The 14,423-nt window shown below is 67.4% G+C and carries 10 protein-coding genes; 8 read left to right on the top strand and 2 right to left on the bottom strand.

Features of this window, described 5'->3' with window-relative positions:
• Positions 1-166: 166 nt before the first annotated feature.
• From C0R07_RS03250 to C0R07_RS03235, 4 genes are all read left to right on the top strand, one after another.
• Complete coding sequence (locus C0R07_RS03250; RefSeq protein ID WP_070471240.1) at positions 167-649, top strand: DUF3574 domain-containing protein; 483 nt, start codon at positions 167-169, stop codon at positions 647-649.
• 35 nt (positions 650-684) lie between these two features.
• Positions 685-1,545: an XAC2610-related protein gene (locus C0R07_RS03245; RefSeq protein ID WP_070471242.1), complete on the top strand. Its 861-nt coding sequence runs from the start codon at positions 685-687 to the stop codon at positions 1,543-1,545.
• An 84-nt stretch (positions 1,546-1,629) separates the two neighbouring features.
• Positions 1,630-3,351, top strand: coding sequence for a ubiquinone-dependent pyruvate dehydrogenase (locus C0R07_RS03240; protein WP_019186278.1), 1,722 nt, complete (start codon positions 1,630-1,632; stop codon positions 3,349-3,351).
• Positions 3,352-3,554: 203 nt separating this feature from the next.
• Positions 3,555-5,153: a hypothetical protein gene (locus C0R07_RS03235; protein WP_102788166.1), complete on the top strand. Its 1,599-nt coding sequence runs from the start codon at positions 3,555-3,557 to the stop codon at positions 5,151-5,153.
• A 158-nt stretch (positions 5,154-5,311) separates the two neighbouring features.
• Here C0R07_RS03235 and C0R07_RS03230 read toward each other — a convergent pair whose 3' ends face one another.
• Positions 5,312-6,022 carry a glutathione S-transferase family protein gene (locus C0R07_RS03230; RefSeq protein WP_102788165.1) on the bottom strand — a complete coding sequence of 237 codons (711 nt, stop codon included), beginning with the start codon at positions 6,020-6,022 and terminating at the stop codon, positions 5,312-5,314.
• Positions 6,023-6,136: 114 nt separating this feature from the next.
• Here C0R07_RS03230 and C0R07_RS03225 point away from each other — a divergent pair, with 114 nt between their 5' ends.
• The 4 genes from C0R07_RS03225 (at position 6,137) to C0R07_RS03210 (ending at position 12,699) form a co-directional block, all read left to right on the top strand.
• Positions 6,137-7,453, top strand: a complete 1,317-nt coding sequence (locus C0R07_RS03225) for a retropepsin-like aspartic protease (protein ID WP_102788164.1) — start codon at positions 6,137-6,139, stop codon at positions 7,451-7,453.
• Between the two features lie 105 nt (positions 7,454-7,558).
• The gene (gene clpB, locus C0R07_RS03220) at positions 7,559-10,144 is read left to right on the top strand and encodes an ATP-dependent chaperone ClpB (protein ID WP_046273851.1); all 2,586 of its coding nucleotides are present in this window, start codon (positions 7,559-7,561) and stop codon (positions 10,142-10,144) included.
• A 124-nt stretch (positions 10,145-10,268) separates the two neighbouring features.
• Complete coding sequence (locus C0R07_RS03215; protein WP_102788163.1) at positions 10,269-11,570, top strand: O-acetylhomoserine aminocarboxypropyltransferase/cysteine synthase family protein; 1,302 nt, start codon at positions 10,269-10,271, stop codon at positions 11,568-11,570.
• A 247-nt stretch (positions 11,571-11,817) separates the two neighbouring features.
• Positions 11,818-12,699 (top strand): AraC family transcriptional regulator, encoded by an 882-nt coding sequence (locus C0R07_RS03210; RefSeq protein WP_070471252.1) that lies wholly within the window; start codon positions 11,818-11,820, stop codon positions 12,697-12,699.
• 6 nt (positions 12,700-12,705) lie between these two features.
• On the opposite strand, the gene ybaL is transcribed toward C0R07_RS03210, so the two are convergent.
• Positions 12,706-14,409, bottom strand: a complete 1,704-nt coding sequence (gene ybaL, locus C0R07_RS03205) for a YbaL family putative K(+) efflux transporter (RefSeq protein WP_019186130.1) — start codon at positions 14,407-14,409, stop codon at positions 12,706-12,708.
• Between the last annotated feature and the right edge of the window lie 14 nt (positions 14,410-14,423).

Below are 14,423 nucleotides of genomic sequence, written 5' to 3'. Positions count from 1 at the left end.
CAATCCATCCGGATGAAGCGATATATTATCTTCGCGTGATGTCCCTGTGTGACGCAAGTCCCATCGGGGTGGTTATCAGCAGATAGCGATTGGCGATCTGCGCCGGACCGGGATGTCCGGCACGCTCCTTCCCCCTGCCTGTCCCCGAGTTTCCGGAGAGTTGTCCATGTCGTTCCGCGCCATCCTGATTGCCCTGGTCCTGGCCACCAGCGGCTGTGCCACCGCTGCCCCGGCCGCCAAACCCACTCCGCCAGCCGCCGCCACGGCGACCCTGCAGGGCGACGCCGCGCGCCCGGACGCTGCGGCCGGCTGGGTCCGCAGCGAGCTGTATTTCGGCGTGGGCGAAGAAACCGGCGTGGCCGACCGCCCGCAGACCGAGGGCATCAGTGACGCGCAGTGGCGCGCCTTCCTCGACAAGGAAGTCACCCCGCGCTTCCCGGACGGCCTGACCGTGTTCGATGCCTACGGCCAGTGGCTGTTCCGTGGCGCCGCCGAACCGAACCGCCTGCGCACCAAGGTGCTGGTGGTGTTGCACGAGAACACCCCGCAGCGCCGCGCCGACATCGAAGCGATCCGGCTGGCATGGAAGCAGGCCACCGGCCACCAGTCGGTGCTGTGGGCGCAGCAGGCGGTTGAAGTATCGTTCTGACCCAGGGCGCCGTAGCGGCGCTGCACGGAGCGATGATGAAACACGGCAATGCGATGCTGGCCGCGGTGTTGATGGGCGCGGCGGCAGCGTCCGCGCACGCGCAGGACGGCGCCCGGGCCCGGCTTCTGCTCGAGGTGGCTGGCGGCGTGCAGGTGCAGGCGACGCTGCAGGACGACGGCGGTATTGCCGTCGTACTGGCCCCGTCGGGCAAGCGTCAGGTGCTGCCGGGGGTGACCGACGCGGACGGCAACGCACGCCTGTCCGCCGAGGATGTCGATTTCGATGGTCACCCGGAGCTGGTCGCGCGCGCCGCGGTCGGCATGGTCAACGAAGCGGTCGCGGTGTACCGCTACGCTCCGGCGCGACAGGAACTGGTGGCGCTGGCGCCCATCGCGAACGACCGCGCGCAGTGCGGTGACCTGATGGGGCTGACGGTGGAGGCAGACAACCGCACCCTGAGCAGCAGCTGCCGCAGCGGGCCGATGTGGTACGTGGATCAGTACCGCTACGACGGCGGTCGCCTGTACCTGTACCGCGCCGAGCGCATGTTGATGCTCGACGATCTGCTCGAGCCGTACGTGTTCGTGAAGCAGACCGCCGACAGCGGTCCCCTGGCGGTCTGGAGCACCTTCGATCCTGAAGGCAACGTGCTGGAGACCGCGATCGGCGATGGTCTGGAGGCACCGCGCGCCGGCTCGCCGCTGCTGCGCATTTCCGGGCATGTGATGGTGGCGCGGCTGCCGTTGTACCGCCAGCCCGGTGATGCCACGACCCCGCGGTATCTGGTGCGCGATGACCGCGTGGAGCTGCTCGATGAGCGCGATGGCTGGGTGCAGGTAAGTTATGACCACCCCACGCGCGGCGCGGTGCTGGGCTGGGTGAACACGCAGCCGTGACCCAGCGCCGGCACGCGTAAGCCCACACGAGTGTCACTTGCCCGGGACTAGGCTGACGCTTCCCCCTCGTCGTGGAAGCATGTCATGAGCAAGCGCGTTGCCGAGATCGTGGTTGAGACCCTCCAGGCCGCCGGTGTCCGTCACTGTTACGGCATCGTCGGCGATACCCTCAACTACGTCACCGATGCCATCCATCACAGCGAGATCGAGTGGGTACACATGCGGCATGAGGAAGTGGCCGCGTTTGCCGCCGGTGCCGAGTCGCTGATCAGCGGGCAGCTCACCGCCTGCGCCGGCTCGTGCGGCCCGGGCGGGCTGCATTTCATCAATGGCGTGTTCGAGACCAACCGCAACCGCGCGCCGATGGTGCTGATCGCCAGCCAGGTGGTCACCGCCGAGCTGGGCATGGAGTTCCCGCAGGAAGTCGATTTCAAGGCGGTGTACGGCAGCTGCAGCGTGTTCTGCGAGCAGGTGCAGAGCGCCGAGCAGGCGCGCCGCGTGGTGACGTTGGCGTGCCAGGCGGCGATCAGCCGCCGCGGTGTGGCGGTGGTGATCCTGCCGGCCGACATCAGCGAAGCGGAGGTCAAGCACGATGTGCCGTTCTCGGTGCATTACACCCAGCCGGTGCTGCGCCCGTCGGACGATGAACTACAGCGCATCGCCGCGCTGATCGGCGAGGGCAAGCGCATCGGCATCTACGCAGGTGCGGGCTGCGAACATGCGCATGATGCCCTGGTCGCGCTGGGTGCCCGGCTCAAGGCACCGATCGCGCATACCTCGCGCGCGAAGGACTTCGTGGAGTACGACAACCCGTACAACATGGGCATGACCGGCATCTTCGGCATCGAGTCCGGGTATCACACGCTGATGGCCTGCGACACGCTGCTGCTGCTCGGCGCGGACTTCGCGTGGGGCCAGTACTACCCGGACAAGGCCACGCTGATCCAGGTGGACCGCGATGGCAGCCATCTGGGCCGCCGGCATCCGGTGAATCTGGGCGTGGTGGGGGATATCGGCCCGACCCTGGAGGCATTGCTGCCACTGCTGCCCGAACGCGAGGACCGCAGCTTCCTGGATGAATGCATGGAGCACCGCGAGAAGGCGCTGGCCACGCGGGCCAAGGAAGAGCAGCCGGGCGAGGGCGAGCTGATCCACCCGCAGCATCTCACCGCGTTGATCGACCGCCACGCTGCCGACGACGCGCTCTTTACCGCAGATGGCGGCTCGCCGATGGTCTGGATCCTGCGCCATATCCGCGTCAATGGGCGCCGCCGCACGCTGACCAGCCTGCTGCACGGCACGATGGCCAACGCGATGCCGCAGGCGCTGGGCCTGCAGAAGGCCTACCCGGGCCGCCAGGTGATTTCGCTGTCCGGTGATGGTGGCCTGGCGATGCTGCTGGGCGACCTGCTCACCGCCGTGCAGGAGAACCTGCCGATCAAGGTGGTGGTCTACAACAACAGCTCGCTGAATTTCGTCGAGCTGGAGCAGAAGGTCGAAGGCCTGCTGGACAACTACACCGACCTGAAGAACCCTGACTTCGGCCGCCTAGCCGAGGTGATCGGGTTCTACGGCCGCACCGTGACCCGCTCGGAAGACCTGGAGCAGGCCGTGCAGGACATCCTGGCCCATCCCGGCCCGGCGCTGCTGGACGTGCACACCAGCCCGACCGAGCTGGTGATGCCGCCGCAGGTGGAAGCCAAGCAGGTGGCCGGTACTGCCCTGTACGCGGCCAAGGCGCTGCTGAGCGGGCGGGTCGGGGATGTACGGGACCTGCTGGCGAACAACTTCCTCAACAAGCCCTGATCCCCACGCTCCGGTAGTGCCGGCCGCTGGCCGGCTCCCCAGGATTCATCCGACGGTATCGGGAGCCGGCCAGCGGCCGGCACTACGCGGGCGCAATCGCGTATGCGATGACCCATACATCCCGGCGTTCCATCGGTGTGCCTGTTACTGGGGGCGGCGAGGCCCTACCATCGGCTACCCCCTCCCCATGGCCGCCCCCGCGCATGTCCGCCTCCGCTCCCGTCCCCACCGGACGCCCCCGCTGGTTCGTCGCCGGCGATCTCAACGGTTTCTTCGGCCTGGTGGTCGACAACCTGTCCATCCTCGGCTTCATCGCGATGGCCCTGGTCGGCATCTTCCAGTTCCCCGCGGACGTGGTGTTCGGCCGCATGTTCCCGGGCACCGCCTTCGGCGTGCTGGTCGGCAACGTGCTCTACACCTGGATGGCGCGCCGCCTGGCCGCGCGCACCGGTCGCGATGATGTCACCGCGATGCCGCTCGGCCTGGACGCGCCGACCAGCATCGGCATGGCGCTGCTGGTGCTCGGCCCGGCCTTCCTCGCCTTCAAGGGCCAGGGCCTGGCCCCGCACGATGCGGCCATCGCCACCTGGCAGCTGGGCATGGCCTCGCTGGTGATCATGGGCGTGCTCAAGGTGATCCTGTCGTTCTTCGGCGAGGCGGTGACCCGCGCGCTGCCGCGCGCCTCGCTGCTCGGCTCGATCGCCGGCATCGCGATCGTGCTGATGGGCTTCCTGCCACTGCTGGAAACGCTGCGCTCGCCGGTCGTCGGCTTCGTCACCCTCGGCCTGCTGCTGTACGTGCTGATCGCCAAGCGCAAACTGCCGATCCGCGCGCCCGGCGTGCTGGTCGCCTTCGTCTTCGGCACGATCCTGTACTACGGACTCGGCCTGGCCGGCCTGGGTGTGCCGGGCTTCAAGGTGCCTGAGTGGGTACCGCCGCAGGTGGTGCTGCCCTGGCCGACACTGGGGTTCATCGACGGCCTGCCGACCGCGATCACCTACCTGCCGCTGCTGCTGCCGTTCGGCCTGCTGATGGTGGTCGGTGGCATCAACGTTTCCGAAAGCGCGCGTGCGGCCGGTGATGATTACCGCACCCGCGACATCCTGCTGGTGGAGGCCGTCGCCACGCTGGTGGCCGGGTTCTGCGGCGGCGTCGCGCAGACCACGCCGTACATCGGCCAGCCGGCCTACAAGCACATGGGCGCGCGCAGCGGTTACACGCTGCTGACCGGTCTGTTCGTGGGCATCGGCGGCATGCTTGGGGTGATTTCCGGGCTGGTGCAGTGGCTGCCGCTGGCCGTGCTGGCGCCGATCATCGTGTACGTGGCGATCGACATCACCACCCAGGCCTTCCAGGCCACGCCGCGCGAGCACGCCGGCGCGATGGTGCTCGGCTTCCTGCCTTCGGTGGCCTACCTTCTGGCGATCAAGGCCCCGGGCTGGATCGCCCCGGAACAGCTCGCGGCGATGACCACTACGCTGGACGGGCATGGCCTGCCGGAGCTGGCGGTGATCTTCACCCTGGGCAACGGCTTCATCATCACCTCGATGCTGTGGATCGCGGCGGTGGTGGCGATGATCGATGGGAAGCTGCTGCGCGCCTCCGGGTTCCTGCTGGTGGCGGCGGTGCTGACCCTGTTCGGCCTGATCCACTCGGTGGATCCGCGCGGTGGCATCTATCTGCCGTGGCAGCTGGAGGGCCTGCCGAAGATCATCAGCTGGCAGTTCACCGGCGCGTACGTGGCGCTGGCCGGGTTGCTGGCGCTGTTGTCGCTGCAGAAGCAGCCTTCGGAACGCGCGTAGCGCTGTAGTGCCGGCCGCTGGCCGGCTGCGTTTCATTGTGCTCACGACCAACGGTCGTGAGCTACCGAATGGGGTAGGTCTGCTGCGGAGCCGGCCAGCGGCCGGCACTACCTGCTCACGCCCAGCGGTCGTGAGCTACCGCTGCATGCCCCGCGGCATCATTGCTCGCCATCCAGCTCCGGGTAATGCCGGAAAATGCCGTTGGTGTTGAACGCCAGGCGCCGTTCCGAGGCGAGATAGGCGGCGATGCTGGGCCGGGTTTCCACCCGGTCCTTCAGGGCGCGCAGCTGCGGCAGCGTCGGCCAAAGGGCCTGCATGCGGCGCGGGAACATGTACTCCAGCCCGCTCAGCAGCTGGAACAGCGACAGATCGACATAGGAGTGCTCGCGCAGCGGATGACGCCCACCGTTGTGCTTGAGCACGTTCTCGAAGTAACCGAGGAACTTGGGCATGCGCTCGGCGCGCATCGACGCCGCGCGCGCCTTGGCTTCGTGTTTCTGGTCGTCGTAGTACTTCGAGGCCGCGATCGGGTGGTGGGTGTCATGCACCTCGGCCACCAGATCGGCGATGGTCAGCTGCAACTGCAGGGCCTGCTGCCGCCGTGAACTGGCATCGGGCACCAGGCCGAGTTCCGGTCCCAGATGATCCAGGATCGCGTCGACCTGGGCGATCACCTGCCGGCCGGTGCGCAGGAATGGTGGGGCAAACGGCTGCAGGCCCTCGACCTTGCCGTCCAGATACGGCTGCATCACGGCATCGCCGTGGACCCGCGCCATATCCGTGTAGCCCGCGCCCGCATCCTCCAGCGCCAGCCGCACGAACTCGCCGCGGCCCTGGATGCCGGTCCAGTAATACAGTTCGTAATGCATGCAGCCACTCCGTGCGGAACCGGTGGCCAGCATGGCCCGCGCAGCCGAAAGCAGGCGTGAGCGCAGCGTGGTTCCCGTGCTAGGGTCGGGCGGGGATGTCGATGGGAGCAGGCGATGCGGATGTGGGCGATGGGCGTGTGCGTGGCGATGTTGCCGGCTGCCGTAGCGGCCGACCCGGTGGCCCTGCACGATGGCTTCGGCTACAGCGATGCAGTGCTGCGTGCGGAACTGACGACGCTGCGCGAGATGAGCGGGGTATCCGGTGCACGCCGGCACCTGGGTGCGGCAGGCTATCACCGCGTCCGTGGTGAGCTGGCCGCCTCCAATCGGGCTGCACGCCAGTGCCTGGACGAAACCCGTGATGCGCCGCCTGCGCTGCAGGGGCTGGCCTTCCTGTGTGAATCCACCTTGGCCGGCAATGCGCTGATCGAGGGCGATATCGCTGGATGGGCGAGCCTGATGCTGCGCGTGCGCGAGGACTACCAGCGCACCATTGTGCCGATGCTCAAGCCCGGCGACGAAGTGCCCGATGTCACCCGCCCGGCATTCGCGGCGTTCACCGCCTGGCCGCGCAGTGCGCCGCCCGTTGCCGAGCGCGAGCAGGAGGTGGCGGTGCCGATCCAGTTCAGCAACGAGCTGCCCTCGGTCACGCTTACCCTGCACGGCACGCGCGACGGCCATCCCGTCAGCCAGGAGGCGGCCTTCATCGTCGATACCGGCGCCCCGCGTTCGCACATCACGCGCGCGCTGGCCGAAACGCTGGGCCTGACAGTGACCGAAAGCTTCGTGGTCTCACGCATCATCGACGGCGACATCCAGCAGGCGGGGCTGGCTGCACCGATCGATATCGAGCTGGGCGGGCAGCGGGTGCGCGATGTCTCGTTCAACAGCGAAGCCACGCGCGAGCTCAACCTGATCGGCCTGGATGTGCTGCGCGCGCTGGGACGGGTCCGCCTTTCCCGTGACACGCTGACCCTGCTCGGGACGCAGACTCCAGCCGCCTGCACACGGCGGATGGTGTTCACCTCCTCGTTGTGGGGGCCGTTCCAGCAGGCCCGCTACCCGATCCGCGGTCGCGAAAACACGCTCATGCTGGTCGACACCGGCTTCAATGGGGCATTCCAGATGCGTGGTGCGCCGCGTTCGTCGGTGCCGGCCGCCGCAATCCAGCGCAAGAATGTCATCACCACGCGCGGGGCGGAGGACATCGAGTACGCGCCGGCCAGCACGCCATTGCAGGTGGCCGATACCTTGGCGAACATTCCGGTGGATATCGCCTTCCAGTCGCCGGATCTGTTTCCCTCGTCGTGGCGGGTCGGCTACGGCGTCACCGGCGGCTACGACGTGGCCCTGGACCTGCCGGCCGGAATCGGCTGCCTGGTGCCATTGCCGCCCGAACCGCCCCTGCTGGGCCGCCCGCCAGGGGCCTGACGAAGCCTGAATCGGCATCTCATCCACCCTTGAAACACGCCCCCGTAACCGCATCTCAGGGACAGTGCTGGCACGGCCAGCCCCGTTTACATCGAGGACAAGATCATGCGGATGGACAAGCTCACCTCGCGTTTCCAGCAGGCGCTGGCCGACGCGCAGTCGTTGGCCGTGGGCCGCGACCACAACATCATCGAACCGGTACATGTGTTCAGCGCGCTGCTGGACCAGCAGGGTGGCAGCACCCGCCCGCTGCTGGCCCAGGCCGGCGTCAACGTGCCGGTACTGCGCGAACGTTTGAATGAAACCCTGGAGGCCCTGCCCAAGGTCTCCGGGCAGGAAGGCAACCTGTCGATCGGCAACGATCTGAACCGGCTGCTCAACAACACCGACAAGCTGGCCCAGCAGCACGGCGATGCCTTCATCGCCAGTGAGTGGTTCGTGCTGGCCGCGGTCGACGATGGCGGCACCCTGGGCATGGCGCTGCGCGCCGCCGGTGCCGACAGGAAGAAGATCGAAACCGCCATCGACAAGGTGCGCGGCGGCGAGACCGTGCAGTCGGAAAATGCGGAAGACCAGCGCCAGGCGCTGGAGAAATACACCATCGACCTGACCGCGCGCGCAGAGAGCGGCAAGCTGGATCCGGTGATCGGCCGCGATGAGGAGATCCGTCGCACCATCCAAGTCCTGCAGCGCCGCACCAAGAACAACCCGGTGCTGATCGGTGAACCCGGCGTGGGCAAGACCGCCATCGTGGAGGGCCTGGCCCAGCGCATCATCAACGACGAAGTGCCCGAGGGCCTGCGCGGCAAGCGCGTGCTGTCGCTGGACATGGGCGCGCTGATCGCCGGTGCCAAGTTCCGCGGCGAGTTCGAAGAGCGCCTGAAGGGCGTGCTCAACGACCTGGCCAAGAGCGAAGGGCAGGTGATCCTGTTCATCGACGAACTGCACACCATGGTCGGCGCCGGCAAGGCCGACGGCGCGATGGACGCGGGCAACATGCTCAAGCCCGCGCTGGCGCGCGGTGAGCTGCACTGCGTCGGTGCGACCACGCTGGATGAATACCGCAAGTACATCGAGAAGGATGCCGCGCTGGAGCGCCGCTTCCAGAAGGTGCTGGTGGGCGAGCCGAGCGTGGAAGACACCATCGCGATCCTGCGCGGGCTGAAGGAAAAGTACGCCGTGCACCATGGCGTGGAAATCACCGACCCGGCGATCGTCGCGGCGGCCACGCTGTCGCACCGCTACATCGCCGACCGCCAGCTGCCGGACAAGGCCATCGACCTGATGGACGAGGCCGCCTCGCGCATCCGCATGGAGATCGACTCCAAGCCGGAGGAACTGGATCGCCTGGAACGCCGCGTGATCCAGCTCAAGATCCAGCGCGAAATGCTCAAGAAGGAGAAGGACGACGCCTCGCGCCAGCGCCTGGCCGATCTGGAAACCGATATCGATGCACTGGAGCGCGAATTCTCCGACCTCAATGAAATCTGGAAGTCGGAGAAGGCGACGCTGCAGGGTGCTACCCGGATCAAGGAGCAGATCGAACAGGCCAAGCTGGAGCTGGAATCGGCGCAGCGCCGCCAGGATTTCGGCCGCATGAGCGAGATCCAGTACGGGCAGCTGCCGCAGCTGGAAAAGCAGCTTGCCGCCGCGCAGGAAGTGGAAACCAGTGAGTTCAAGCTGGTCCAGGACCGGGTGACCGCCGAGGAGATCGCCGAAGTGGTCTCGCGCTGGACCGGCATCCCGGTCAACCGCATGCTCGAAGGCGAGCGCGACAAGCTGCTGCGCATGGAAGAGGTGCTGCACAACCGCGTGGTCGGCCAGGAAGAGGCGATCAAGGTGGTCTCCGATGCGGTGCGGCGTTCGCGTGCGGGCCTGTCCGATCCGGACCGTCCCAGCGGCTCGTTCCTGTTCCTGGGGCCGACCGGCGTGGGCAAGACCGAGCTGTGCAAGTCGTTGGCCGAGTTCCTGTTCGACAGCGCCGACGCGATGATCCGCATCGACATGAGCGAGTTCATGGAGAAGCACAGCGTCGCGCGGCTGATCGGTGCACCCCCGGGCTACGTGGGCTACGAAGAAGGTGGCTACCTGACCGAAGCGGTGCGTCGCCGCCCGTATTCGCTGATCCTGCTCGATGAGGTGGAGAAGGCGCATCCGGACGTGTTCAACATCCTGCTGCAGGTGCTGGACGATGGCCGCCTGACCGATGGCCAGGGCCGCACGGTGGACTTCCGCAATACCGTCATCGTGATGACCTCCAACCTGGGCTCGCACCAGATCCAGGACATGAGCAGCGATGACAGCCCGGAGGCCTACACGCAGATGAAAGCCGCGGTGATGGGCGTGGTGCAGGCGCACTTCCGCCCGGAATTCATCAACCGCCTGGACGACATCGTGGTGTTCCACCCGCTGGACAAGGTGCAGATCAAGCAGATCGCCCGCATCCAGATGCAGGGCCTGGAAAAGCGCCTGGCCGAACGCGGCCTGCGCATCGAGGTCAGCGACGAGGCCTTCCAGCTGCTGGGCAACGTCGGCTTCGATCCGGTCTATGGTGCGCGTCCGCTCAAGCGTGCGATCCAGTCGCAGCTGGAGAACCCGCTGGCGCAGAAGATCCTCTCCGGCGAGTTCCTCAACGGCGATGTGATCCGGGTCGATGCGGCCGAGGGCAAGCTGGTGTTCGTGAAGGGCTGAGCCCCGCGCGCACCGGCGGCCTGATAACCGTTGAGCCTCACACCATGCGTGTTCGGCATGAACCCCCGCCTCGGCGGGGGTTTTTTGTTCGGTATCGTCGGCATTCACCTGGAGGCGATGCGCTATGTCCGAACACGGCAGTCCCGAATCACAGTGGCGCGCGGAGACCATCGCCTTGCATGGCGGTTACCGGCCCGACCCCACCACGCGCGCGGTGGCAGTGCCGATCTACCAGACCGTGGCCTACGCCTTCGATGACACCCAGCACGGCGCGGACCTGTTCGACCTGAAGGTGCCGGGCAACATCTACACCCGCATCATGAACCCGACCACGGACGTGCTCGAGCAGCGCATCGCCGCGCTGGAGGGCGGGATCGGTGCACTGGCACTGGCCTCGGGCCAGGCCGCGATCACCTACGCGATCCAGACCATCGCCGAGGCGGGCGACAACATCGTCTCGGCCAGTGCCCTGTACGGCGGCACCTACAACCTGTTCGCGCACACGCTGCCGCAGTTCGGGATCGAAACGCGCTTTGCCGACTACCGCGATCCGCAGGCGTTCGGCGCGCTGATCGATGAGCGCACCAAGGCGGTGTTCGTCGAATCGATCGGCAACCCGCGCGGCAACATCACCGACATCGAGGCGGTGGCAAAGATCGCGCATGCGCATGGCGTGCCGCTGATCGTGGACAACACGGTCGCCACGCCCTACCTGCAGCGCTCGTTCGATTTCGGCGCGGACATCGTGGTGCATTCGTTGACCAAGTACCTCGGTGGCCATGGCACCAGCCTGGGCGGGGCGATCGTGGATTCCGGGCGCTTCCCGTGGGCGGAGCACAAGCAGCGCTTCCGCCGCTTGAACGAGCCGGACGTGAGCTACCACGGCGTGGTCTACACCGACGCCCTCGGGCCGGCCGCCTACATCGGCCGCGCGCGGGTGGTCCCGCTGCGCAATACCGGCGCGGCCATCTCACCGTTCAATTCCTTCCTGATCCTGCAGGGCATCGAGACCCTGGCGCTGCGCCTGGACCGGATCAACGCCAACACGCTGGCGGTGGCCGAACACCTTCAGCGCCATCCCAAGGTGGCGTGGGTCAACTACGCCGCGCTGCCCGATCATCCCGAGCACGCGTTGGTGCAGAAGTACCTGCGCGGCCACGGTTCCGGCGTGCTGACCTTCGGCCTGCCCGGTGGCCGCGCGGCCGGCGCGCGCTTCCTGGACGCGCTGCAGCTGTTCACCCGCCTGGTGAACCTGGGCGATGCCAAGTCACTGGCCACGCATCCGGCCTCGACCACCCACCGGCAGCTGGATGCGGCCGAGCTGGAGAAGGCGGGCGTCAGCGAAGACACCGTGCGGTTGTCGGTGGGCATCGAACACATCGACGACCTGCTCGCCGATCTGGAGCAGGCGTTGGCCAAGGCGTAGTGGCAGGACCCATGGCGGCCGGTGCGGGCCGGCCGCCGTGGGGTTTTTCGTTGGCCATGGGATTCTCTGCCATGGGGTAGAGCCACGCCATGCGTGGCTGCTACTTCTTCCGGCGCCGCAGCCACGCATGGCGTGGCTCTCCCGGCAGGGTTAGGATCGGCCGACGATCGCCCAACTGCGCAAGATCGGCCACGCGGCCGCCTGTGGAACGACGCACGCTGAGCGTCACCTAGAGAGGGAGCCCGCCATGCGCCGCATTGCCCAGGTCCGCCAGCGCCACGGTATCGATCGCGTCATCGCCCATCTGCAGGCCTGCCTGCGTGCTGGCGATCCCTTGCCGGATCTGGAGGCACTGGCTGCGATCGCGCACCAGTCACCGTTCCATTTCCATCGCCTGTACCGCGCGCTGACCGGCGAAACGCCCGGGCGCACCGTGGCGCGCCTGCGTTTGCTGCAGGCGCTGCAGCTGCTCGGCCAGGCGGACAGCCGGGTGACCGAGGTGGCCTTGAACGTCGGTTATGAAAGCCCACAGGCGCTGGCCCGCGCCTGTCGCCAGGCGCTGGATACCACGCCGAGCAGCCTTCGCGAGAATGCCGGGCTGCGCAGCCACTGGCAGCAGCGGCTGGCGCTGCCGGCGGGCGATCACGCAGACGGGACGGTGCCGTTGCAGGTCACGGTGACCACGCTGGATCCCTTCGATGTGGTGGCGCTGCGCACGCAAGGGGCCTTCGATGATCTGGATCAGGCGTTCGGCGAGATCTTCACCTGGGCCGCCGAGCAGGGCTGGGTCGAACAGCTGCAGCAGCTGATCGGCATCGCCCGGACGGACCACCGCGATGCGCCGGCGCAGGAATGCGTATTCGATTGCGCAATGGGCTTCGGGTGCACGCCGCAGGCGCTACCGACCCCGCTGCGTGCGTTGACGCTGGGCGGCGGCTCGTATGCCGTGCTGCGCCATGTGGGCAGTTACGCGGGCCTGGAAGCGGCCACTGATGCCCTGCTACGCGACTGGCTGCCCGACAGTGGTCACACGCTGCGCGATGCAGAGCTGTACTACCACTACCTGGATGACCCCGAACAGGTGCCCGACGCCATCCTGCGCGCCGATATCTGCGTGCCGGTGGGGTAGCGGCGGTCAGACCACCGGAATGCTGTGCTGCTGCCCCATCGTGCGGTACGGCGGGGTGGACATCACCATCTCGGCCAGCGAGTAGGCCAGCTCGCGCTCGGCCATGACCGTGCCATCGGCGCCGTGGGCGAGCAGGTGCTTCACCTCGGCATCGCTGTGTGCGCGCGCCAGCAGGGTCAGGCCCGGATTGAGCGCGCGCAGCTTGGCCAGGGTCTCACCGGCTTCCAGCGGCTGCGGAATCGCCAGCACGGCGATCTTGGCGCGCTCAGGGTGTGCTTCGGCCAGCACGCGATCAGAGGCCGCGCTGCCACGGATGCCCGGCAGGCCGGCCGCATGCGCCTCAGCGACGTGCTCCTTGTTGTCGTCGATGATCATCACCGGCACGCCACGGTCGCGCAGGACCTGCGCCAGCGCGCTGCCGACGCGGCCGTAGCCGATCACGATGGCATGGTCGTGCAGGTCCAGCGAGGGGCCGGGCGGCAGCTCGGTCTCCACCGCAGTGGGGGTGGTTTCCTGGTTCTTCAGCAGCCAGCGGTCGAGCAGGCCGAACACCAGCGGGTTGAGCATGATCGAGATCAGCGCGCCGGCCAGTACCAGGGCCTGGCCGGTCGGCGGCAGGATCTTCAGGGTCACGCCGAGGCCGGCGATGATGAAGGCGAACTCGCCGATCTGCGCCAGGCTGGCCGAGATGGTCAGCGCGGTACCCGTGGGATGACCGAAGGCCCGCACGATCACGAACGCGGCCGCGGACTTGCCGAACATGATGATCGCAGCGGTGGCCAGCACCTGCCACGGGTGCTCGATCAGGATGGCCGGGTTGAACAGCATGCCGACCGAAACGAAGAACAGCACCGCGAACGCATCGCGCAGCGGCAGGGAATCGTTGGCGGCCTTGTGGCTCAGCTCCGATTCGTTGAGCAGCATGCCGGCGAAGAACGCGCCCAGCGCGAAGGAGACGCCGAACAGCATCGCCGAGCCGAACGCCACGCCCAGCGCGATCGCCAGCACGGCCAGGGTGAACAGCTCGCGCGAACCGGTGCCGGCGATGCGCTCCAGGATCCATGGGATCACCCGGCGCCCGACCACCAGCATCACCGCCACGAACAGGCCCAGCTGCACGAAGGTCCAGCCGATGCTGGCCAGCACGCTGCCGACGGTATGGGTTTCATTGGCCGCATCGGGGCCGAACACGCCGGCCAGCACCGGCATCATCACCAGGGCCAGGACGCAGGCCAGGTCTTCCACGATCAGCCAGCCGATCGCGATCTTGCCGCGCGTGGTTTCCAGCAGGCGCCGTTCTTCCATCGCGCGCAGCAGCACCACGGTACTGGCGGTGGCCAGCGAGAAACCGAACACCACGCCGTAGATCACCGGCCAGCCCATCAACGCGGCCAGGCCCCAGCCGAGCAGCGTGGCGACCAGGATCTGGCCGATCGCACCCGGGATGGCGATCGCTTTGACCTCCATCAGGTCCTTCAGCGAGAAATGCAGGCCGACCCCGAACATCAGCAGCATCACACCGATCTCGGCCAGCTGGTTGGCCAGGGCCTGGTCGGCAACGAAGCCGGGGGTGAACGGGCCTACGCAGATGCCTGCAATCAGATAACCGACCAGGGGAGACAAACGCAGCTTGTTGGCCAGCGCGCCGAAGATGAAGGCGAGCCCAAGGCCAACGGCAACGATGTTGATCAGGTCGGTGTCATGGTGCATCGGGGCTCGCAAAG

Origin of the sequence: Stenotrophomonas bentonitica, assembly GCF_002887735.1 — a bacterium.
Taxonomy (GTDB): domain Bacteria; phylum Pseudomonadota; class Gammaproteobacteria; order Xanthomonadales; family Xanthomonadaceae; genus Stenotrophomonas; species Stenotrophomonas bentonitica_A.
This window is presented reverse-complemented; position numbering and strand designations above follow the sequence as displayed.